The 22765-nt window shown below is 46.2% G+C and carries 21 protein-coding genes and 1 pseudogene; 19 read left to right on the top strand and 3 right to left on the bottom strand.

The genetic code is table 11. From position 1 onward, the window contains the following. From KQI_RS0125730 to KQI_RS0125720, 3 genes are all read left to right on the top strand, one after another. Positions 1-1104, top strand: coding sequence for a response regulator (locus KQI_RS0125730; RefSeq protein WP_241764025.1), 1104 nt, complete (start codon positions 1-3; stop codon positions 1102-1104). A 278-nt stretch (positions 1105-1382) separates the two neighbouring features. After that, positions 1383-4010 (top strand): S-layer homology domain-containing protein, encoded by a 2628-nt coding sequence (locus KQI_RS0125725; protein WP_010349778.1) that lies wholly within the window; start codon positions 1383-1385, stop codon positions 4008-4010. A gap of 327 nt (positions 4011-4337) precedes the next feature. Next, positions 4338-6677: an S-layer homology domain-containing protein gene (locus KQI_RS0125720; protein WP_029390345.1), complete on the top strand. Its 2340-nt coding sequence runs from the start codon at positions 4338-4340 to the stop codon at positions 6675-6677. A 134-nt stretch (positions 6678-6811) separates the two neighbouring features. Here KQI_RS0125720 and KQI_RS0125715 read toward each other — a convergent pair whose 3' ends face one another. Next, positions 6812-7342, bottom strand: a complete 531-nt coding sequence (locus KQI_RS0125715; RefSeq protein WP_010349776.1) for a cysteine hydrolase family protein — start codon at positions 7340-7342, stop codon at positions 6812-6814. A 135-nt stretch (positions 7343-7477) separates the two neighbouring features. On the opposite strand from KQI_RS0125715, the gene tsaE reads away from it, so the two are divergent. Genes tsaE through tsaD form a run of 4 tightly spaced genes read left to right on the top strand, consistent with a single transcriptional unit; the run spans position 7478 to position 10397 of the window. Then, the gene (gene tsaE / locus KQI_RS0125710) at positions 7478-7957 is read left to right on the top strand and encodes a tRNA (adenosine(37)-N6)-threonylcarbamoyltransferase complex ATPase subunit type 1 TsaE (RefSeq protein ID WP_010349775.1); all 480 of its coding nucleotides are present in this window, start codon (positions 7478-7480) and stop codon (positions 7955-7957) included. 3 nt (positions 7958-7960) lie between these two features. Further along, positions 7961-8803: a tRNA (adenosine(37)-N6)-threonylcarbamoyltransferase complex dimerization subunit type 1 TsaB gene (gene tsaB / locus KQI_RS0125705; RefSeq protein WP_010349774.1), complete on the top strand. Its 843-nt coding sequence runs from the start codon at positions 7961-7963 to the stop codon at positions 8801-8803. A 17-nt stretch (positions 8804-8820) separates the two neighbouring features. After that, positions 8821-9336 (top strand): ribosomal protein S18-alanine N-acetyltransferase, encoded by a 516-nt coding sequence (gene rimI / locus KQI_RS0125700; RefSeq protein WP_010349773.1) that lies wholly within the window; start codon positions 8821-8823, stop codon positions 9334-9336. Then, the gene (gene tsaD, locus KQI_RS0125695; protein ID WP_010349772.1) at positions 9333-10397 is read left to right on the top strand and encodes a tRNA (adenosine(37)-N6)-threonylcarbamoyltransferase complex transferase subunit TsaD; all 1065 of its coding nucleotides are present in this window, start codon (positions 9333-9335) and stop codon (positions 10395-10397) included. The genes rimI and tsaD overlap by 4 nt, the downstream gene beginning before the upstream one ends. Positions 10398-10947: 550 nt before the next feature. Here the strand turns inward: tsaD and KQI_RS0125690 are convergent. Then, positions 10948-12912 carry an ABC-F family ATP-binding cassette domain-containing protein gene (locus tag KQI_RS0125690; protein ID WP_010349771.1) on the bottom strand — a complete coding sequence of 655 codons (1965 nt, stop codon included), beginning with the start codon at positions 12910-12912 and terminating at the stop codon, positions 10948-10950. Positions 12913-13190: 278 nt separating this feature from the next. On the opposite strand from KQI_RS0125690, the gene KQI_RS0125685 reads away from it, so the two are divergent. The 7 genes from KQI_RS0125685 (at position 13191) to groL (ending at position 18458) form a co-directional block, all read left to right on the top strand. Continuing rightward, positions 13191-13841, top strand: coding sequence for a 5-formyltetrahydrofolate cyclo-ligase (locus KQI_RS0125685; RefSeq protein WP_010349770.1), 651 nt, complete (start codon positions 13191-13193; stop codon positions 13839-13841). A 43-nt stretch (positions 13842-13884) separates the two neighbouring features. Next, positions 13885-14373: a cyclic pyranopterin monophosphate synthase MoaC gene (moaC, locus tag KQI_RS0125680; protein WP_010349768.1), complete on the top strand. Its 489-nt coding sequence runs from the start codon at positions 13885-13887 to the stop codon at positions 14371-14373. A 113-nt stretch (positions 14374-14486) separates the two neighbouring features. Beyond that, positions 14487-14969, top strand: a complete 483-nt coding sequence (locus tag KQI_RS0125675; protein ID WP_007429268.1) for a MogA/MoaB family molybdenum cofactor biosynthesis protein — start codon at positions 14487-14489, stop codon at positions 14967-14969. 60 nt (positions 14970-15029) lie between these two features. Further along, positions 15030-15281, top strand: a complete 252-nt coding sequence (locus tag KQI_RS0125670) for a twin-arginine translocase TatA/TatE family subunit (RefSeq protein ID WP_007429269.1) — start codon at positions 15030-15032, stop codon at positions 15279-15281. Positions 15282-15371: 90 nt separating this feature from the next. Beyond that, positions 15372-16139 (top strand): twin-arginine translocase subunit TatC, encoded by a 768-nt coding sequence (gene tatC / locus KQI_RS0125665; protein WP_010349767.1) that lies wholly within the window; start codon positions 15372-15374, stop codon positions 16137-16139. A 336-nt stretch (positions 16140-16475) separates the two neighbouring features. Next, a complete protein-coding gene (gene groES, locus KQI_RS0125660) occupies positions 16476-16757 on the top strand; it encodes a co-chaperone GroES (protein ID WP_007429271.1) in 282 nt (93 codons plus the stop codon). A 72-nt stretch (positions 16758-16829) separates the two neighbouring features. Continuing rightward, on the top strand, positions 16830-18458 hold the full coding sequence (gene groL / locus KQI_RS0125655; RefSeq protein WP_010349766.1) for a chaperonin GroEL: 1629 nt from the start codon (positions 16830-16832) through the stop codon (positions 18456-18458). A gap of 84 nt (positions 18459-18542) precedes the next feature. On the opposite strand, the pseudogene KQI_RS28260 reads toward groL, so the two are convergent. Then, positions 18543-18764: pseudogene (locus KQI_RS28260) on the bottom strand (tyrosine-type recombinase/integrase); the annotation flags it as partial. Between the two features lie 423 nt (positions 18765-19187). On the opposite strand from KQI_RS28260, the gene KQI_RS29470 reads away from it, so the two are divergent. From KQI_RS29470 to KQI_RS0125625, 5 genes are all read left to right on the top strand, one after another. Then, entirely contained in the window at positions 19188-19451 is a 264-nt protein-coding gene (locus KQI_RS29470; protein WP_241764021.1) for a phage holin family protein, read from the top strand. Between the two features lie 51 nt (positions 19452-19502). Further along, on the top strand, positions 19503-20546 hold the full coding sequence (locus KQI_RS0125640) for a fibronectin type III domain-containing protein (RefSeq protein ID WP_010349762.1): 1044 nt from the start codon (positions 19503-19505) through the stop codon (positions 20544-20546). Positions 20547-20736: 190 nt separating this feature from the next. After that, positions 20737-21120, top strand: coding sequence for a hypothetical protein (locus KQI_RS0125635; protein WP_010349761.1), 384 nt, complete (start codon positions 20737-20739; stop codon positions 21118-21120). A 257-nt stretch (positions 21121-21377) separates the two neighbouring features. Continuing rightward, positions 21378-21944, top strand: coding sequence for a hypothetical protein (locus tag KQI_RS0125630; protein ID WP_010349760.1), 567 nt, complete (start codon positions 21378-21380; stop codon positions 21942-21944). 58 nt (positions 21945-22002) lie between these two features. Next, a complete protein-coding gene (locus KQI_RS0125625) occupies positions 22003-22674 on the top strand; it encodes a hypothetical protein (protein WP_010349759.1) in 672 nt (223 codons plus the stop codon). The last annotated feature ends 91 nt before the right edge of the window (positions 22675-22765 follow it).

Genomic DNA, 22765 nt, shown 5'->3' with positions numbered 1-22765 from the left:
GTGGTCATTGTGGAGGACGAAATACCGATTTTGAGTTTAATGAAACACGTCATCGGGCAAAATCCGTATTTTACGATCATAGGTGCTTTTACAAGCTCGCTTGAGGCGCTGGCCAGCCTGCCTGAGCTTCGGCCAGATGTTGTTTTCCTCGATGTGGAAATGCCAAAGATGAACGGGCTGGAACTTGCGGAAAATATTAACGAAGCGTCGGAGCAGACAAAAATCATCTTCACGACGGCTTATCAGCATTATGCGCTGGATGCATTCAAGGTTTATGCCTTCGACTATATTTTGAAGCCCGTGACACCTGGGGCGATCGAGCGGGTCGCGAATCGGTTGGTCAAGCTGCATCGGCCTGTCGTCTATGCTGAACAGCCAGTGGGGCTTGCCTCGATTCGGTGCTTCGGAGGATTCGAGGTCCGAAATCGGGAAGGATCGCTAATCCGCTTTCCGACACGCAAGACGGAGGAGCTATTCGCTTATTTCCTCTGCCATCCGGGTCAGAATCTCAACAAGTGGCGGTTGGCGGATTTGTTGTGGCCGGATATGAGCGAGGACCGCGCGTCACATAATTTGCATAACACGATGTATCGTTTAAAGAAACTTTTGAAAGAGCAAGAAATCGGCATGGAGATTCAGAAAACGAACGAAGGATACATGCTAGAGCCATCGAATCGAACGTACGATGTACTGGAATATGAGCGGTACGACTTTTCTCGTGCAGTAGGGTTTCAGGATGCGGCTCAAGCAGAACATGTATGCTCGCTCTACAAAGGTCCGCTGCTGGAGAGAAAAGATTACTTCTGGAAAGCTCCGCTGGAGGCGATATTCTGCAAACAGTACACATCGCTTGTACGGAGTTTGATCCAGCAGGATTTCGCCAGGGAGGATTGGAGAAAAGCGGAGCAGAGAATTGATAGTTATTTGACCATGTATCCCCTGCATGAGGAGATGAATCAGACTTTACTGAGCATCTATGCAAGCAGTGGGGACAAGGAAAAAATCGTCAGGCATTACGCGCAGTTCGAGGCTTCTTATCGCAAGGAGCTGGGGGTGGAGCCACCGCAGGAGCTGAGAAGCCAGAAGGTGTCATATTTGGAGTAGGGTTCGCCGAAAACTGAATATTGGATTCATAAGAAAGTGGTTATTCCCAGTAGAAAAATCTATCGGGGATAGCCTCTTTTTTTGATTTATCGACAGCTTTCGTGGTTTTGTGAGAATCTTGTGAGAACGGTGTGATAAAATGCGTTGCAACGGGAGGGAGAGGCGAAATGGGGGAGTAATTTAAGTGAACTGTCGGGAGCTATGGAAAACTAGATGAGGACGGGCAGCAACATGTAAATAGCGACGGTAGTAATATATATAGTGATCAGGAGGAAAAAATGTTTAGAAAAGGAAAAATGAAGTTTGCGGCAGCGATAGCTATTCTATGTATGGTTTCAACTTTGTCAGGTCATTTTAATACCGCTTCTGCGGCTACTACTGACATATTAAAGAAAGCTTATATTACAAGCTTTAATACTGGTAAAGTTGATGTGGTGGATTTGGAAAGCGGTACGGTGGAATTGGGCAAAATCACGGTTGGGAGTTCGCCTAATAGTGCAGCGTTCAATCCGAACGGTACCCAGGTTTTTGTTACCAACAGATCGAGTGGAACTGTTTCGGTGATTAATCCGGCTACTGATACGGTGGTCGGCACAATAACAGTGGGTCCACAACCTCACGGAGTAGCCTTTAACTCGGATGGCAGCAAAGCTTATGTAGCTAATATGAACAGTAGCACCCTGTCAGTAATCAATACAGCATCACTTACAGTTACGGGTACAATAAGTGTATTACCAAGCCCTGTAGCAATGGTAAGGGTAGGCCAGAAGCTTTATCTGACTCAGTCTAGCGCTAATAAAGTAGCAGTCGTGAATCTAACCAACGATACGGTTACCAGTCAAATTACGGTGGGAGCCCAACCGTATGGTCTTTCGGTTAATCCTGCAGGTACCAAGATTTATGTAGCTAATCAATCCGGCAATACAGTTTCTGTCATCAATGTAGTGGACAACACATTGGAAGCAACTGTAGCTGTGGTCGGCCGCCCGTCGGCTACTGAGGTGTCTCCCGATGGGAGCAGGGTTTACGTGGCTAATAGTGGCTCTGACACTGTTTCTGTTATCAATACCACGAATAATACAGTGGAAAGCACTGTTGCGGTTGGTTCTTCCCCCTATGTGATCGGTGTCTCAAACGATGGTAGTAGAGCCTTTACGGTCAATTACGGCAGCAGCAATATGAGCGTAATCAGAACATCTGATAATCAGGTAATTAATACAATAGCTTTAAGTAATGGCCCGTTTATGGTGGGGACTTTCATGGTTTCTACGGCTATGGCCTCTGACCAGAATACTCCTGTTTCTTCGGATGCTACACTAAGCTCGCTGAATTTAAGCGGTATTACGCTTGATCAGACGGTAACCGGAAGTGTGTATGCCTACACTGCAACCGTGCCTAACGATGTTTCGGTCACTACGGCTACGTATACAACTACTGATAGCCACGCGACGACTGCTATACAGCTCAATGGGGCTCCAGTCAACAACCCAATTAATCTAAGCTTGGGTTCCAATATCATTAGCCTTGTAGTGACTGCACAGGATGGAACGACGAGAAGCTATACGGTAACTGTTACACGAGCTGGCTCCAATAATGCCACCCTAAGCTCACTGAATTTAAGCGGCATTACGCTCGATCAGACGGTAACCGGAAGTGTGTATGCCTACACTGCAACTGTGCCTAACGATGTTTCGGTCACGACAGCTACGTATACAACTACCGATAGCCACGCGACGACTGCTATACAGCTCAATGGGACTCCGGTTAACAATCCGATTAGTCTAAGCTTGGGTTCCAATATCATCAGCCTTGTAGTGACTGCGCAGGATGGAACGACAAAAAGCTATACAGTCAATGTCACACGGGCTCCCCGGTTGGTTACTGCTATCACAGTGTCGGGCGCTAGTGGAACAATGTCCGTTGGAGATTCTCTTCAACTCGGGGCAAATGTAACTCCTGACAATGCAACGGATAAAACCTTTAGCTGGTCGGTAATTGCTGGTACAGGGGAAGCAACGATCAATGCTGATGGTGTACTCGTTGCAACTCAAGCTGGTACGATTACAATTCAGGCAGTTGCTCATGATGGATCAGGTGTTGTTGGAATGAAAGTCATTACGATCGACAAACGTTCTTCTAGCCGTGGTGGTAGTTCTACTACAACTGACACTAATCTGACTCCTGCACCTGTACAGACTCCTGTACCAGCTTCTGCACTGACTACTACTCCGATACCTGATGCTGCAAAGGATGTGTTCAAATCAGATGTAGTGAAGGGTGACATCAATGTTATTAAGAACATTGAGAATCGGATTCAGGAAGCTAAAAAAACTCCGGTTACAGTCACTCTTTCGGACACTAAAGGGCATTGGGCTGAAAAGACTATCGCTACTTTCGTAAAGCTGCATGTAATTGAAGGTTACAGCGATGGTAAGTTCAAGCCGGATGGTAAGATTACACGCGCTGAATTCGCAGTGATTCTGAGTAGCGTGTTCGATATCCAAGGTGGCAACAATGCTACTGTTGCGTTGAAGGACGTTGGTAGTCACTGGGCAAAAGACGCAATCAAGAAACTTGTAGAGGCAGGGGTGATCAGCGGATATGAGGACGGTACATTTAAGCCGGATAACACGATTACCCGGGAGGAAATGGTTGTCCTTTTATCCCGCATCTTAAACCTTAACAACGTATCGAAAGATACCACCAAAGGCAATTTCGTTGATCTGGAGGGTTCTTATGCAGCAAACGAGATCAAAGCTGAAGCACAAGCAGGTATCATCAGCGGCAGAGCAGATGGAAAGTTTGATGCCAAGAGCAACTCCACACGTGCAGAAGCTCTGCAGATCATCCTGAATGCGCTGAATCTCAACCCGCAATTGAAGACGCTGTTGGATTCATTTAACTAATACCGTTTCTCTCAATAAAAGGGCCAAGTGTATTTTGCACTTGGCTCTTTTGTTTTTGTGCGCTTACCCAAGCTAGGCACAACTAGCCGATGGTTATTCCCAGTAGAAAAATCTATCGGGGATAGCTTCTTTTTTGATTTATCGACAGCTTTCGTGGTTTTGTGAGAATTTTGTGAGAACGGTGTGATAAAATGCGTTGCAACGGGAGGGAGAGGCGATATGGGGAGTGAATCAAGCGATACTGTTGGGAGTTTTGGCAGATCGAGCGTTTCAAAACTCGTATGAACTTCATCATAGAATATAACGAGAGGCGAGTGAAAGAAACAGATGATTAGACGGTGTATTTCTTCGTTATTGGTATTATTTCTTATGGCAGGAATGACCCCTGTACATGCAGGCTCTACTAACTTGGCATTAAATAAAACGGCAACAGCCAGTAGTTTATGGGCTGGTACTCTTCCAAGTAATGCAGTGGACGGTAATCCACGTAGTGAGTGGGGACCTTCAACCGCAAGCGGTTCTCCTTGGCTTAAGGTTGACTTAGGCTCGGTAACACAATTTAATAGTTATGTTGTAGAGACATGGTCTGATCGGGCCAATAGTGCAATCACATTAGAAACAAGTAATGATGATTTAACCTGGACTGTAGTGGATACAGTGTCTGGCAGTACTACGAATACGATTAATCAAACATTGTCTCAACCTGTCAGTGCAAGATATGTGAAAGTCACCATTAACTCGTGGAGTTTTTTCCCTGCCATTACAGAGTTCCAACTTTACAGTAACACTCCGGACGCGCCAACTGAACTTGCAGCTATAACAAGTGATGGGCAAGTAACATTAAACTGGAGCAGCGTGTTGGATGCAACGAGCTATAAAGTGTATCAAGGAACATCGCCAGGTATATACGATGCAGCTCCGGTAGCAACAGTCAACGGAACAACTACAACATTAACAGGGCTGACCAACGGTACAACATATTACTTTACGGTTAGGTCTAGCAATGAACACGGGGATAGCTCTGCCTCGAATGAAGTGAGCGCAAAGCCACAGATTGCCCCACCTACGGCACCAACAGGGCTCACAGCGACAGCCGGTAACGGACAAGTGACTTTAAGCTGGAACAGTGTTTCAGGAGCAGTCACCTACGATGTTTACAAGGGAACAACATTGGGGTCCTACGAGTCAATCCCAGTTGCGACAGTGAGCGGGGCGACCTATAGCTACACGGAAACAGGTTTAACGAACGGCATGACATATTTTTTCGTAGTCAAGGCAAGCAACTCAGGAGGTAACAGTGACAACTCCAACGAAGCGAGTGCAACGCCGCAAGTTCCAGTGCCTGGAGTGCCAGTATTGGTGCCCGCCACAGCGGGCGATTCGCACGTAAGCCTTACTTGGAGTCCGATCATCGGTTCCACGGAGTACAAAATATTCAAAAGTACGACTTCCGGGGCTTATGGGTCAGAAGAAACCACGGTAAGCGGTTCGATATACAGCTATGATGTAACAGGATTGGAGAATGGCACCACATACTATTTTATCGTCAAAGCAACGAACCCGGGAGGAGAAAGCGCTGCTTCCAATGAAGTGAGCGAAACGCCCAAAACAGTTCCGTCATCGCCAACGGATGTAACTGCAACGGCAGGTAATCAACAAGCCACCGTCAGCTTCAGCATCCCTGTAGTGAATGGAGGAAGCCCTATAACAGGCTACGAGGTCACAGCCTCACCGGGGAATATCACCGCAATAGGAGCGGCAAGCCCGATCACGGTAACGGGACTGTCAAATGGCACCATGTATACGTTTACGGTAAAAGCTGTAAATGGTGCAGGTAGCAGTGCAGCTTCCGCTGTCTCCAAGGATGTCACGCCAACATCGCCATCCAGAAACAGAGATAAATCAGTAACGGATACATCATCTGCATCCTCTACATCGACTATATCGTCAACACCAACCATATCGCCTGCTCCGGCACCAACTCCTGAACCTGCGCAGCCTACTGTTGATGTATTCAAGAGCAGCATTGTTAATGTAGCAAGCTCTGTTAAAGCTATCGAGTCCAAGGTAGCGGAAGCTAAGCAAGCTAATGCCAAGATTGAAATGGCTGACATTAAAGGGCACTGGGCCGAAAAGGCGATCGATACGTTTGTAAAACTGCAGATTATCAAAGGTTATGGGGATGGACAGTTCAAACCTAATGGCAATATCACACGTGCGGAGTTCGCAATGCTTATCTCTCGCGCATTCGATATTAGTGGCGGTGCTGATCATTCCGCTGCTATGAGTGATATTAGCAGTCACTGGGCTAAGGAAGCTATTGAGAAGCTGGCTAACGCAGGGGTAATTGGTGGATATGGCGATGGAACCTTCAAACCGAACCAAACGATTAGCCGTGAAGAAATGGCTATCATCCTATCCCGTATTGTGAACTTGAGTGGTGTGAATAAAGATGATTCCAAAGGTAACTTTACAGATATATCCATTGCAAGTTCCTTTGCAACGAACGCAATTAAGGATGTCGCAGAAGCGGGTATTATCAATGGCAAGAGCAATGGCGCATTTGATCCACAGGGCAATGCCACACGTGCGGAGGCTCTAACGATTGTTCTGAATGCACTGAACCTCCATCCACAAGTTAAGAATCTCGTGGATTCCTTGAACTGATTGAAAACTTATTACATTGATATGGATGTTATAGAGGATATAAGCTTACGAACTGCGACAGGTTAAAAACTGAATAATGCATGTAGCCCCGGTCTTGGCAGCAAACTGGGGCTATTTTTTTATGATGGTCAAGCTCACGCAAAATGTACATCCGCCGTCGCGAGCAAACGCACAAAACGATTGCCGAGCACCGTATTGTGATGAGCTACAATTTGTTCCCCGCTCAGCACCTTGCTATTAAATGTACTATGTGCATCCGATACAAGTACATTATTTTGGTATCCCAAACTATAGGCGCTTCGGCAAGTCGTGTCGAGGCAGAACTCTGTCTGCATCCCCGCGATTATGAGCTGATCGGCCTCTAATTCCTGGAGCACATGCTGCAATTCGGTTTGGTAAAAGCTGTCCCAGGACGATTTACGGACAATTCGTTCATGAGGAAGAGGACGCACCACGTCGGCGATAGGCCAGCCAGCACTGTTTTCCCGGAAATCCTCATCCGCTTCAACCGTATGCTGCACAAAAATCACCGGTGTGCCTGCGGCTCTGGCTTTGGCTAAAAGCTGCTGCAAATTCGCTACCACTTCCTGCTCACGATACAGCTTTTCATCATACATGAACATAGCCTGCTGAACATCAATCACGAGTAACACGTTTTGTCCCATCGTATCGATTCCCTCCTTGTGTGTCTTACCTAACATACAATAGCATGTCTTCATGCCTTGCGGCGACATAAGGTGAACTATATAATTAAAAACAAGTTGGAACGGTCAGTTGTGGACGAAAGGTGATTAAAGCATATGACAATTTCGCAGGAACAGTATACATTTCGTTCTGCTGCCGAGGCGCAGACCGGGGCTTTGGCGGGTGATTTGGCAGCCCTAGCCGTTCCCGGAACGGTGATCGTGCTGGACGGAGATCTGGGAGCAGGCAAAACTGCCTTTTCCAAAGCTTTTGCCAGCCATTTGGGTGTCCCGGGTATTGTAAACAGCCCAACCTTTACGCTAATCAAGGAGTATGAGGGCCGTTTGCCCTTGTACCATATGGATGTGTACCGCATCACCCAGGATGAGGCAGAGGACCTTGGGCTGGATGAGTATTTTTACGGAGCAGGCGTATGTCTGGTGGAATGGGGCAGTATTATACCCGATATATTGCCGGAGCAAAGGCTTCACATGTATATAGAAACGACGGATGTCGGGGAGCGCTTGATTCATCTGACCGGGTATGGCGAGCCTTATGAACAATGGTGCCGCAGTTTGCGGGAGAATGGAGTTTGAACCATGCAAAGAAGAGAGTATACAGATGAGAATGTAAAGCCGCGTGAGCGGTTTTTGGTGTTAGATACAGCGACGACCGTGATGGCAGCCGCCCTGATGAACGGAAGAGAGCTGCTGGGAGAAAGCAATGTATATGGTGAACGTAATCACTCGGTGCATGTCATTACCGAGCTGGAACGGCTCCTGAGCGAAGCAGGATTGACGCGTGATGATGTAGACGGCATTGCAGTCGGTGTCGGACCGGGTTCTTACACCGGTATCCGGATTGCAGTGACTGCAGCCAAAACCCTCGCTTGGGCCTGGGGCGTCCCGGTGACATCCATATCCACTTTGCACGCTTTGGCGTGGGGAGGGTGGAATCGTGGTATCGTGATGCAGGAGCAAGCAGGGAAAAGTGAGTCGGTGAGTGAAAGTCCAGCTGGAGCGAAGGCAGCAGACTGGATTGTGCCTGTGCTGGATGCGCGCCGTGGACAGGTTTACACGGGGCTGTTCGCCGTGAATACAGTTGACGGCACCGATGATAGCCCGCAGCGGCTGAAGCCGGATGCGATCCGGCTAATGTCCACCTGGACCGAGGACCTGTTGCAACGACTGGAGGCTTTGCCTTCCGAGGAGCGTCCAGCAGTTATTTGGCTCGTCGGTGAAACAGTGATTCACGCCGAAACTGCCGAGCGCCTGCGTGCATGGAGCGAGCTTCGTATTGTATCCTATGAGCTGGAAGGAAGATGGGCAGGCCGCCTTGGGGCGGATAAGCTGCTTCGTCAGGAATATGACGAGCTACATACGCTGGTTCCGAATTATACCCAGCTGGCGGAGGCGGAAGCCAATCTGCTTCGTCAGCGCTAAAGAGAGCGGTGAACAACATGGCAAAGAACATACAACGGGAAGAGAAGCTTGAGTTTCGCTTGATGCAGCTGGAGGATATTCCCGATGTGCTGGAGATTGAGCATGAGGCGTTCACGCTGCCGTGGACGGAGGAAGCATTCCGCAATGAGCTGACAATGAATCATTTTGCCAAATATATGATTATGGAACTGAACGGACAAGCCATCGGCTACGCGGGCATGTGGACGATTATGGATGAGGCCCATATTACGAATGTTGCGGTTCGTGAGGCCTTTCGCGGGCGCAAGCTTGGGGACAAGCTGTTGGATGAGCTGATGCAGACCGCCTCATATTTAGGGATGGAACGCATGACGCTGGAGGTACGGGTAACGAATCGGATCGCTCAGGGCTTGTATGAGAAAAAAGGATTTAAGCCCGCAGGTGTCCGCAAAGGCTATTATTCGGATAATAACGAGGATGCCGTGATTATGTGGGCGGATCTTCCCGCGCATAAGGCATCCAATGAACAGGAAGGAAGCGTGCAGGAGCAATGACGCAAGTGGAAAAAGCAGGTACAGGCACCGCCTCCGGCGAGCCTTGCTATATACTGGCCGTGGAAACGAGTTGTGATGAGACGGCTGTTTCCGTCGTGAAAAATGGTACAGAGGTACTTTCCAATCTGATTTCCAGTCAGATTGAAACACACAAAGCCTTTGGCGGTGTGGTGCCAGAGGTGGCATCGCGCAAGCATGTGGAGAGCATTACTTACATGCTGGACGAAGCCATGCAAGCATCTGGCATTACGCCCCGCGAGCTTTCGGCAGTTGCCGTGACGCAAGGGCCGGGGCTGGTCGGTGCATTACTGGTTGGCATTGTCGCTGCCAAAAGCGCTGCGATGGCGTTCGGCAAGCCGTTGATCGGGACGCATCATATTGCGGGACATATTTATGCCAATCAGTTGGAGCATGATATCGTGTATCCGTGCATCGCACTCGTGGTGTCAGGAGGACATACGGAGCTGGTGCTGATGGAGTCCGAAGGCCAGTTTCAACTCATTGGCCGGACAAGGGATGATGCAGTCGGGGAAGCCTATGACAAAGTAGCGCGAGCCATTGGATTTCCGTATCCCGGTGGTCCGCATGTGGATCGTGTGGCCCACGAATCGGAGGAAGTCGTCACTTTGCCGCGTGCATGGCTGGAGCCGGACTCTTATGATTTTAGCTTTAGCGGTTTGAAATCTGCGGTGCTGAATGTAATCAATCAGACGAAAATGCGCGGAGAGTCCGTTCAAGCTGGAGCTATCGCAAGAGGCTTTCAAGAGTCGGTCATCGAGGTACTGGTAGAAAAAGCGATTCGTGCCATGCGTGAATACCGTGCGAAGCAGCTTCTGCTGTGTGGCGGTGTCGCCGCCAATCAAGGACTGCGTACAGCATTGCGTGAGCGCTGCGAGCGTGAAGGAATCGAGCTGCTTGTACCTTCCATGAAATATTGTACAGACAATGCAGCCATGATCGGAGCTGCGGCTCATGCCAAATGGAAGCGCGGTGAATTTACCTCATTGGACATGAAGGCAGATCCAGGGCTGTCTCTGGAGGAATGGTCTGTCCAATCTTAATTGAACAGGAATGAGCAAGACACGGCACATTTGAGGTCGTGTCTTTTTTTTGTTCTAGCCTATCTACTATAAAAACAGTATCAATTCAAGAGGAATAATTAAAGGAGTTTGAGCTGATCAATGATAGCATTTTATCCTCCCGCATGGTTCGTCACAATCGTACAAGGTGTTTCATGATTCATCAAAAAACTCGGTGGTTTTAATATTGCTCGAACAATGATATGATCTGTCAAGTTGTGAACAAAGTTATCCACATATACCATTGAAAATGTGGATAATCATTCTCGAAGCAAGCAGGTTAAGGCTTTTTGGAGATTGTAAGCTAGGGGATATTTTGCGCCTCTAGCTGTTGTGGAATCTGTGGATAATGTGGATAAAAGGGTGGATAAATTTGGTTTTCACTTGAAGATGGCTTTTTAACAATAAAAAAATGGCCCAAAAGGCCATTTTTCAATATCATTCATGCACATAAGTTGTGGATATCCCTGTGTACAAAAAGTAGGAAGAGGCAAATGTGAAATTTCTTGGGCCAAGATTTAATGCAGTAGCTTTAATCCTCTAACAGTTCTTCCCAAGACGCATAGGTTTGAGCCAATTCCTGTTTATGGTTGTCGAGTTGTACCTGAATTTCCTGAAGCGCCTCATAGTCCTGATAAATCTCTGGCAGGGTCATTTGCTCCTCTAGCCCTAAAATTTGCTCCTCCAACACTTTAATTTGGTTTTCCAGGGCTTCCAGCTTACGCTGACGGCTGCGTTCCTCGCTCTTGGCCTGTTTGTCTGCCGCATAGGTTGCCGCACGTGATTTAGATGAGGTCTCGTCTGTTACGGATGCAGAGGCAGCCGATGTTTTGCTGCGGGTGGCTTGACCTGCCTCCAGAGCTTCCTGTGCTATCTCCTCCAGCTCCTGTTTTTTGGCAACATAGTCATCATAATTCCCCAGGAAATGTTGTATCCCTTCAGGATGAAGCTCAATGACACGCTCCGCCATTTTGTTCAGGAAATAACGGTCATGGGAAATGAATAGCAGCGTACCGTCATAGTCCATCAAGGCAGCCTCCAGCACTTCTTTGCTGAACAGATCCAGATGGTTGGTAGGCTCATCGAGAATCAATACATTGGCTTCGCGAAGCATCAGCTTGGCCAGAGATACACGGGCTTTTTCCCCGCCGCTTAATGTAGATATCTTTTTTAACACATCGTCACCGCTGAACAGAAAATTCCCCAGCACCGTACGAATCCGTGCTTCCTCCATATGAGGATACTCGCTCCACAGCTCCTCCAGCACAGTATTGGTCGGGTTCAGATTCGTCTGCTCCTGGTCATACAGGCCGATTTTAATTTTCGTGCCCCAGTGAATGGAGCCGGCAGCAGGTTTGAGCGATCCGGTCAGGCTCTTGAGTAGCGTCGATTTTCCGATCCCGTTCGGACCAATCAGTGCCACCGTATCTCCACGTTTTAAATCAAAGGATGCATGCTGGAATAAAGGCAGTTTACCCTCATACGCTACGGAGAGGTCGCGCACCTCCAACACTTCCTTACCCGACATATGGGCCGTTTCAAAGGAAAAATGGGCTTTTTTCAAATCGCCCATCGGTCGATCCATACGCTCCATTTTATCCAACTGCTTGCGGCGGCTTTGGGCACGTCTGGTTGTGGAGGCTCGCACGATATTACGTTGTATAAATGCCTCCATACGGGCGATTTCGTCTTGTTGCTTTTCGTAATGCTTGAGATCCGTTTCGTACTCGGCAGCTTTCAGCTCCATATAGCGGCTATAGTTGCCTGTATAGCGGGTGGAGCGGTGGCGTTCGATTTCAATAATCGTCGTTACCAGCCGATCCAGAAAATATCGGTCATGTGATACGACCAGCAGAGAGCCGGAATAGCCGCGCAAATAGTCCTCCAGCCAAGTCAATGTCTGGATATCGAGATAGTTGGTCGGCTCATCGAGCATAAGCACGTCTGGAGCAAGCAGCAGAATGCGTGCCAGTGCGAGGCGTGTTTTCTGTCCGCCGCTCAGTGTAGCTACAGGCGTCTCCGGTGGAAATGAACCAAAGCCCATGCCATGCAGCACGCTGCGAATACGGGTCTCCATTTCATAGCCGCCGTGATCCTTGAACCAGTCTGACCGTCGTGCATAGCGTTCCAGCAGATCAGCATAGCGCTTTTCGTTCTGCGCATTGGCCGGGTCAGCGATTTCCTGCTCCATTTGCCGCAACTCCTGCTCCGCTTCAATCAGTGGAGCGAATACCAGCATCATTTCTCCCCAGATCGATCGGTCCGAATTCAATCCGCTGTTTTGTGCCAGATAACCGATGCTGGTCTCCTTTGCTTTGAAAATTTGTCCATTGTCATAGGATATTTCACCAGCGATGATTTTGAGCAGGGTCGATTTGCCTGCACCGTTCACACCTACCAGTCCAATGCGTTCACGTTCTAATATTTGAAGGTTAATCCCGTCCAGCACGGGCTCAATTCCATAGGATTTTGTAATTCCGGTTACTTGCAATAGCATCGCGTATCGTTCCTCCATTACATTTTGCACAGTTTCCCTGCTTTCCCGGCAGGCGCTTTCCTTCCAGTTTACATGAAAATACCCACTATTGCACTGCTATTGCCTCGTAAACCCTTGAGCCGCGTGTAGTCAATTTGTATAAACAATGATAAACTTAAATCAGGACTGAAAAAGAATGAAAGAAACTTGCAACGTACAGCACTTACTGACAAATGAACTCAAATGGATTATTGTAACGTTTTGAAGTATTAGCGACGATTGTGCGGGAGGGCGGATAGGTGGATGTCTGTAGTGTGAAAAACGCGCTGCGTTTGCAACAAAGGGATGCGCGGGACTCCATGGACCCGTTGACAAGGCAGAAAGCATCGGCTGTGGCCTGTCGACATGCAATCGAGGCATGGGAGCAGCTTAGAATAAACAGAAACGGAGACAAGCTAACCTTATTTAGCTATCTCTCATTCGGCAGCGAGATTTCGACAGCTCCCCTCATTGAGCATTGCTGGTCACAGGGGGATCGTGTTCTGGCTCCGAGAGTGAATCCAGCAACCCGGACCATGGAGCTAAGAGAAATGGATCAGCACGGTGATATCGTGCCAGGTATTTGGAACATTCCTGAGCCTGCACCGACATGCGAGGAATGGCTGCCTGCAAGGTGGACGGAAATCGACTGGGTTGTTGTGCCCGGCTTGGCCTTTGATCGCCTGGGAGGTAGAATTGGCTACGGCGGGGGCTACTATGACCGCTTTACCGCACAGGTTGAGGCAGGGAAGCGTAACAACGGCTACCCAGGTCCGCTTTATGTCTCGCTGCTGCTGCCGGGACAATTGCTGGAGCGGGTGCCCATGGAGCTGGGGGATTTGAGAGTGGATGTTCTTTTTACCACGGAAGGGTCTTTGGATTCTGATTATGCAAAACTAAGAAATGACTAATGAAACGAAGTATCTGGTATGTGAAAGGAGCTGTGAGGGAGTCGTGGATTCCTTTACTCATTTTAACGAACAGGGACGGGCTCGTATGGTGGATATTTCGGGCAAAGCGTCCACGGTTCGTACGGCAGTCGCTGTGACACAGATTACGATGAATCCGGCTACATTGTCGGCTGTGAAAGAAGGAAGGATCGGCAAGGGCGATGTTCTTGCTGTAGCGCAGGTCGCAGGGATTCAAGGCGCGAAAAAAACGTCGGACTGGATTCCGATGTGTCATCCGCTGGCCCTGACAGGCGTAAATATTACTTTTTCCGATAATGGACATGATGTGCTCCATATTGAGGTTGAAGTGAAGACCGAGGGTAAAACAGGTGTAGAAATGGAAGCTTTGACAGCGGCTTCAGCCGCAGCGTTAACCGTGTATGATATGTGCAAGGCGCTGCAAAAAGATATGATCATCGGCCCTACCATGCTGCAATCCAAAACAGGCGGCAAGCATGGGGATTTTCAAAGGGAGGACCACCGGAAACCTTGACATAGATAACATTGTCGCCGAGAGGGTACTGTGATGTGATGGAGGATGCAGCGTGGCTGTTTCTGATTTTCAGAAGAGAAAGTATTCTTTCATGATAGGAGAAGGGTGATCTTATGGTGTGGAAAACGGCGATCCTGACAGCCAGTGATAAGGGGGCAAGAGGAGAGCGTGAGGATACAAGCGCACAGGTCATCCGGGAGCTCGTCGAAGAAGAACTGGGCGGAGAGATTGTAGAGTACCGGATCGTTCCCGATGAACCGGATGAGATTATTGCGGCTTTAATCGAAATGACCGATTATTTTCATGCAGACCTGGTACTGACTACGGGCGGAACCGAGCTGGCGATCCGTGATGTGACACCCGAGGCAACTCGGCGGGTCGTGGAACGCGAAGTGCCAGGTATGGCCGAAGCGATGCGAATGAGCGTGATGCAGAAAAATCCGGCGGCTATGCTATTCCGAGGAATTGTGGGAATACGTGGGCGCACACTGATTGTAAATTTGCCGGGAACGCCCAAAGGCGTGCATGAAAATTTGGCAGCTATTATGGATCAGCTTCCAGAGGCGCTTCTTATGGTGACAGGCCAGTTCCGGTAGAAGGCAGCACTTGTGTGTGGTATGATACCCGTAAGGATTGATTAAGGAGGATTGCTGCACATGCCCAATATTGGAGCACCGGGTTATATTTTGTTGATTATTCTGGCCCTGCTGCTATTTGGCCCGAACAAGCTGCCTGAGTTGGGACGAGCTGTGGGCCGGACATTCCGTGAGTTTAAAAACGGGGCACGCGATATTTTGTCCGAAGACGAACGGACGGAACGTAAAGGCGTGAAAGACAGTGTGGTTCAAGCATCCCAGCCGACGTCTTCTGAGGTTCAGCCTCAGCCTGAGGATAAACGATTGCCGTAAATTTATGAACATGAGCCTCTTCTTCAGGGAAGGGCTTTATTTTTTAGGGTTGCTGCAGTACAGCGTTCCGTTCGGAAGGGAGGAGTGGGCTTGACCCCATCAGAGCAAGAAATGTCGCTAATGGAGCATCTGGGCGAGCTTCGTCGCAGAATTATTTATGTGCTGATTGTATTTGTTCTGGCGCTGGTTAGCGGCTTGTTCGCGGCGGGGCCTGTCTATGACTGGCTCATTCGCTCCGGTTCGGCACAAGCTTTTCAGCTGAATGCATTTTCCTTTTGGGACGGGATTGGTATCTACATGAAGATTGCTATGATCATCGGGATTGCGGTGGCACTGCCGTTCGCATGCTATCAGCTATGGAAGTTTGTCAGCCCTGGATTGCGGCCGCAGGAGCGGAGTGCGACTTTGCGCTATGTGCCTTACGTGCTGCTGTTGTTCATCATTGGTACAGCTTTTGCCTATTTTATTATTTTCCCGATGGCGATTCAGTTTACGTCGTCTGTCACCAAAAGCATGGGATTGCATGAAACGTACGGTATCACGCAGTATTTCACCTTTATGTTTAATATTGTGCTGCCTGTGGCACTCTTATTTGAACTCCCGTTGCTAATCATGTTTCTGACGGGGATTCATGTTTTAACTCCGATGCGGCTTCGCAAATGGCGGAAAGTTTCTTATTTTCTGCTTGTGTTCGTTGCAGTTGTCATTACCCCGCCGGATTTTATATCCGATTTTTTGGTGGCGATTCCGTTGCTGGTACTATATGAAGTGAGCGTGTATTTATCTTCGGTCGTGTACCGCAGGCAGCTGCGTGCACAGGAGGAACGTGAGGCCCACATGCGTGTAGCACATGAATAGTGAGGCAGGACGCAGGATCTGAATGGGCTTTGATAAAACGTTTTTTTTCAGGTCCTGTAGCTAAAATGACGACTTGCAGATTGTAAAAAGCAGCGGTTGGGCTGCCTAAAAAATAAGCATTTGCCCAGGACAACGGTTATTTTTAAGTCAGATGGAAATAATCGAGAAGGGCTGTCCGTAAAAATTCCCATAAAAAATACATTAGGGACTTGAAATTCAATCTCAAGTTGAGTATCATAAAGTTGGTTGTTAGCACTGACGACTGTCGAGTGCTAATACATACAGCATAACAACCGAATTAAAGAATAAAACACTTAATAAGGAGGCTATTTTTTCATGATCAAACCTTTGGGTGAACGCGTATTGGTGGAAGCAATTGAGCAAGAGACGACGACTTCCTTCGGAATCGTACTTCCTGACTCTGCCAAGGAAAAGCCGCAAGAAGGCAAAATTATCGCGGTTGGCGCAGGCGCATTGAAAGATGGTGCCCGTATTCCTCTGGAAGTAAAAGAAGGTGACCGTGTCATTTTCTCTAAATACGCTGGAACGGAAATCAAATATGAAGGTAAAGAATATTTGATTATGAAAGAAAGCGATATCCACGCGATCATCGGTTAACCGGAATCCGGACAGGACCTGAATATAGGAATCGAACGAATCATTCATAATCCATAGGGAGGTTTTACACAAATGGCTAAAGACATTAAATTCAGTGAAGACGCTCGCCGCTCCATGCTGCGCGGGGTAGACGCATTGGCTAACGCTGTTAAAGTAACACTCGGACCGAAAGGCCGTAACGTTGTACTTGAGAAAAAATTCGGTAGCCCGCTCATCACCAATGACGGTGTAACGATTGCAAAAGAAATCGAGCTGGAAGACGCATTCGAAAATATGGGTGCTCAACTGGTTAAAGAAGTAGCTACCAAAACAAACGATGTAGCTGGTGACGGTACAACTACGGCTACAGTTTTGGCTCAAGCCCTCATCACAGAAGGTTTGAAAAACGTAACTGCCGGCGCAAGCCCGATCGGTATCCGCAAAGGGATCGACAAAGCGGTTAAAGCGGCTGTTGCTGAATTGCAATCCATCTCCAAACCAATCGAAAGCAAACAATCCATTGCACAAGTAGCCGGAATTTCCGCTGCTGACGATGAAGTAGGCGAACTGATCGCTGAAGCTATGGAAAAAGTGGGCAAAGACGGTGTCATCACTGTTGAAGAATCCCGCGGTTTTGCAACAGAGCTGGAAGTCGTTGAAGGTATGCAGTTTGACCGTGGCTACATTTCCCCGTACATGATTACAGATACGGACAAAATGGAAGCTGTACTGGACAATCCGTATATCCTGATCACAGACAAAAAAATCACGAACACACAAGAAATCCTGCCATTGCTTGAAAAAATCGTACAACAAGGCAAGCCGCTCGTTCTGATCGCTGAAGACATCGAAGGCGAAGCGCTGGCGATGCTGGTTGTCAACAAACTGCGTGGTACATTCAACGCTGTAGCTGTTAAAGCTCCAGGCTTTGGTGACCGTCGTAAAGCAATGCTGCAAGATATCGCTGCCCTGACAGGCGGTCAAGTAATCACGGAAGAACTGGGTCTGGACCTGAAATCTGCTTCCGTGGACCAACTGGGTACTGCACGTCAAGTGCGTATCACGAAAGAAAATACGATTGTGGTTGACGGTGCTGGAAACAAAGCCGACATCGACGCTCGTGTTAGCCAAATCCGTACACAATTGGAAGAAACTACTTCCGAGTTCGACAAAGAGAAGCTGCAAGAGCGTCTGGCTAAATTGTCCGGCGGCGTAGCAGTCATCAAAGTCGGTGCGGCTACTGAAACAGAATTGAAAGAACGCAAACTGCGCATCGAAGATGCCCTGAACGCAACCCGTGCTGCGGTTGAAGAAGGTATCGTATCCGGTGGTGGTGTAGCGCTCCTGAACGTATACAAAGCAGTTGCAGCCGTTGAACTGCAAGGCGACGAGCAGACAGGCGTAAACATCGTGTTGCGCGCTCTGGAAGCTCCAATCCGTACGATCGCTGCTAACGCAGGCGAAGAAGGCTCTGTCATCGTTGAGCGTCTGAAACGCGAAGAAGTTGGCGTTGGTTTCAACGCAGCTACTGGCGACTGGGTAAACATGATCGAAGCTGGTATCGTAGACCCTGCGAAAGTAACTCGTTATGCATTGCAAAACGCTGCATCCGTAGCAGCAATGTTCCTGACTACCGAAGCAGTTATCGCTGACAAACCAGAACCAGAAAAGGCTGCAATGCCTGATATGGGTGGCATGGGCGGAATGGGCGGAATGATGTAATAAAGGCTGAAATGCCTTATTCATCAAGGTTTTCCGTTGTTCAAATGGTTGAAGGATAACATTTGGGTAACATAAGAATGGATATTATAAGCCTCTCATGAGTTCTAAGAACTTGTGGGAGGCTTCTTTCTTTTTATGTTTGGTGATGTGCAGATAAATCTGCTGGGTTGTATCATCGTCTTTGTGTCCAAGTCTATCCATTATTTCGTGCAATTCAGTGCCAGCTTCGGCCAGCAGAGAGACATGCGTATGTCGAAGAGAATGAGGAGTCAATTCCGGATTAAGCCCATGCAAGCTTAATAGCTGTGAAACCACCTAGAAACGTATTTGAAGAGCATAAAGAGCTCTTGGATGCATATGCCGAGTTTTTAGAGAGAACTCAAACGGCAGTGAAAAATATCATCAATAAGATTGAACGACAACATGCCCGTCGAGGATTTCGCGGGCTTTTTTTATGCCCTCGGAGTGGTCGGGCGCTTTGTTTTGCAAAGGGGAGCAAGTAATGAGCCAAATAAAAATGTTTGACAGCATCTGTGGGCCGCAATGGTAGGCACATCAGGGAAGGAAGCAGCGACAGGGGGGCTGCGCTTGTCGGACTGATAATTACATTTTTGGACGGATGGGATAAATCACTGCAGGTGCTGCTTATATTGATTGCGTTAGATTTTTTTTCTGGTGTTTGCAGGAGCTATTAAGAAAAGAAAGTGGACAGCGATGTGGTGTTCTGGGGTGGCATCCGTAAGGCTACGGTTCTGGTGGTCGTGGGATTGTCCGCACAAGTGGACGACTGGTTACAACCAAGGGACACCGATCTTTCGGACGACAGCAATCTATTTTTATGCTGGTCGTGATGGATTATCGTTGGCCGATAGCTTGGGTGCAATGGGTGTGCCTTTACCGTTTAAGCTGGAACAGTTTCTGCATCAACTGAATGAGAAGGGAGATAGAAAAGATGCGCTAGTAAAGAGAAAATCTGAGAGGCGACTGTCATAAGGAATATAGTATTTTAAAATCTGTTCAATTGAATACTAGGAGGAAAATAATGTGAAGAATAATATTATAAAAGCGGTAATCATGTTCAGTTTATTATTTTTATTTAGTGGCTCAATGGTATATGCAGCAGATGAAAATAGAACTGTTGATGGAATGCTAGGAGTTAGACCTCCTGAAGGAACAACTGTACAAGTCAGTAGTACTGCCAGTGCTATGTCAGGAGAATATGCATTTGATAATAATCTAAAAACACATTGGAATAGTAGCGGTTACTCAGAGTATTTGCAATTAATTTTCCCCGCACCGGTTACTCTCAAAAACGTCCAATTAGCTGTTGTGGCAACTCCCAACCCATCTAATGTTAACTATACAATTTATGGCCAAGTAGATGGAACTTGGGTTCCCATTAGTAGTACCAAAAAAGTTAAAGTCGAAATGAAGCTTAATCAAGCGTGTATTTTACCCCCTTTTGATGTGACACCAGGTAAGTATAGCGGTATAAAAATTGCTGCTCAATCTTCTGATACATGGATTGCCATAAACGAGATAACTCTTGGAAAATTTCAAACTCAGGAATTGACAGCCACTTCTGGAGACAGTCAAGTTACTTTAAAATGGGATCAAGTTGAGAATGCAGAAAGCTATACAGTCAAATACGGAACAGAATCAGGTAAATACGTTGAAACAGTAACAGCAACAAAAGATTCTTATGGCAACTTCGTTATTCCAGGGCTAACCAACGGAACGAAATACTACTTTGTTGTGAGTGCTAAGGTCAATGGTGTGGATTCTGAATACTCCAATGAAGCGTCAGCGACCCCACAAGCAGGGGAGAAACCTGATCCAGAGCAGCCTTCAGGAAACCGTGCCATATTGACGGTCACTATGACAACTGGTCTTGAAAAAGAATTCGACCTAAGCCTGAAAGAGGTCAATGACTTTATTGCTTGGTATGATACTAAAGATGCTGGTAGAGGTGCTTCATTCTTTGCCATTGATAAGCACAATAATAACAAAGGGCCATTCGGCAGCCGTAAGGATTATATGCTATACGATCGTATCCTCACATTTGAAGTAAGTGAATACACTAAATAATACGAAATCCCCGCTACCCTAATTGGTTGGTGGGGATTATTTATGTTCTAAAACAGCTAACTTTAAAAGTAATTACATAAAGTATATTAATCTTGTATTTATTGTGAATTACAGTTTTTCCCTTACTTCGACACATTTAGTGGAATGGATTAATTATGTATTAATATAAAATTCTAGGATGTAGTACTCTATGAAAAAGATTAAACCGATGTTGCTAGTAATGGTCGCTGTTTTTCTGATGTTTACATCAAGTGCTTTCGCATCAACCCGTTATGTCGATATAACTAAACATGAAAATGAGAATTATGTACAAAGTGAAAAATTGTATACAGAAGGTGAACAAGTATCGTTTGATCCATTAATGATGGTTGCTGGAAATGCTAATGTCTATGTATTGTTTGAGGATTTAAATACTGAGAAGACAATATTAATGAGCCAACTGGTTTTAATACCTGAAATGAAAGGGCTGAATCTACAAACTTATCACCGAAATCCTAACCCAGGCTATTACTATGTTGAAATTAGAGGAGATTATAACGCTTTTATCACAGCTAGACTAAAAAAAGTAAAGTGATAAATCTGTAAGGAAAAGCTCTGCCGACCATAAGGTTAGCAGAGCTTTTTTCGTTGATCGTTTTGAATTTAGCGTAGATGTGAAGTGAATTAACAAGTCATAGGTTAAAATTTTTTCTGGAATTTTTAAGTATAGGACAAATTTCCTGACTAATGGATATATATAACTGTATTTTATATTCGACAAGATTTATCTTACTTCGACATTCAATATATTATATATTGATATAGAATTTTTAATATATTAGAGGCGTTTACATGAAAAGAATTCTGAGTTTAGTGCTTGCAATATTTTTTTGTTTTTTTGTACCTCTTACGACCTTCGCATCTAATGAAGGCAATGAGAGTTTAACAAATGGAAATGTTTCTGAGGAACTTAATCAAGATTTTATTCTAGTTGAAAGCAGCATTACCCCTGATGAGTTAAAGGATGCAAAAGATTTGAAGTCTTTAACTGAAAATAATAATAGTAGAATTGAAACACAGGCCAAAGGTAGTGTTGGTGGATACGGAAAAATAAATTGTAAAAACTTAAGGGCAGGGAAAATGAGTTGCAATTGGAGTATTACTTTGACGAAGAAAGGTGAAGCAATACAAAGTATAGCAGCCATCTTTGATGTAAAGAATTCAGATGGTGACATTGTAGGGAAGAAAGATTTCTATGTAAAACCTCTTGGAGGAAATCAAAAAACATATAGAGATCAAATGGACTTTAACCCGGGTGCTGGGACATTTAAGGTAGAAAAGTATGGAGCTGTTGAGGGGAGATATGCAGTCTACACAATTGTGGCTGTAACTGGAAGTTTGGTTAAAGTAACTAATTAAAAATATTGCTGTCCGGAAAAACACTCGGGCAGCTTTTTTATTAATGGAGGGAAATTATATGGATTGGTATAAAGAAAAAGATTTATTTGTAAATGGAATTGAAGGATTTGATGAAGATGAGTCAGTGGATTTTTATATAAAAAAAATAGAGTGCAGTGTGGCCCCTGATTTTATTCAGTTAAAGGAAGATATAATTATACAATGGATTATCGCTCCTTTTATATTGGAGAAAGATGGCCTCATTTACGATCTTTCTGTTCTTTCTAAAGAGGAAGATTTTATTTTAAGTAACATTGCTCCTTTTTTTGATACGGTTAAGGGAATTTATGAAGACGAAAAGCTTATCACAATTCGGCTATCTGATTTAAAAGAGGAGGTTACATTAAAATGTGAGAATATATTATTTCATCCAATCGTTCAGGATTTTTATTTTAATGAAAATGAAATTTCTCAGAATTCTATCCAGACCAAAAATTATGAAATAATTATTGATAACTTCCTTGAAAAACACAAAAATTCAGATAGTGGGACAGACAGCAAGTTATGGGATTTCCTAAAGAAAACTCAAACAAGTGAAGAAGGCTGTGTGATAATATCTCCAAACAACTGGTTGTTTAATCAATCGCTTCAAGTGTCACCAGCTCTAAGGTATTTTGCTGAGTGTGCTAAGGAAATAATGCTAACAGTTAACACAAATAATCTACATGTCAGAGCAATTGAATTAAAATAGTAATGAACAACTTTCTAAAATTATATTTGGATAGCGGTAATTAAGTTTATAGAAGCAGGAGGGCAACCTGATATTATCCCCTTTAGGTAGA

This window comes from Paenibacillus peoriae KCTC 3763 (assembly GCF_000236805.1).
Taxonomy (GTDB): Bacteria; Bacillota; Bacilli; order Paenibacillales; family Paenibacillaceae; genus Paenibacillus; species Paenibacillus peoriae.
Note: the sequence above shows the minus strand (reverse complement) of the source record. Positions and strands in the feature narration are given on the sequence as shown.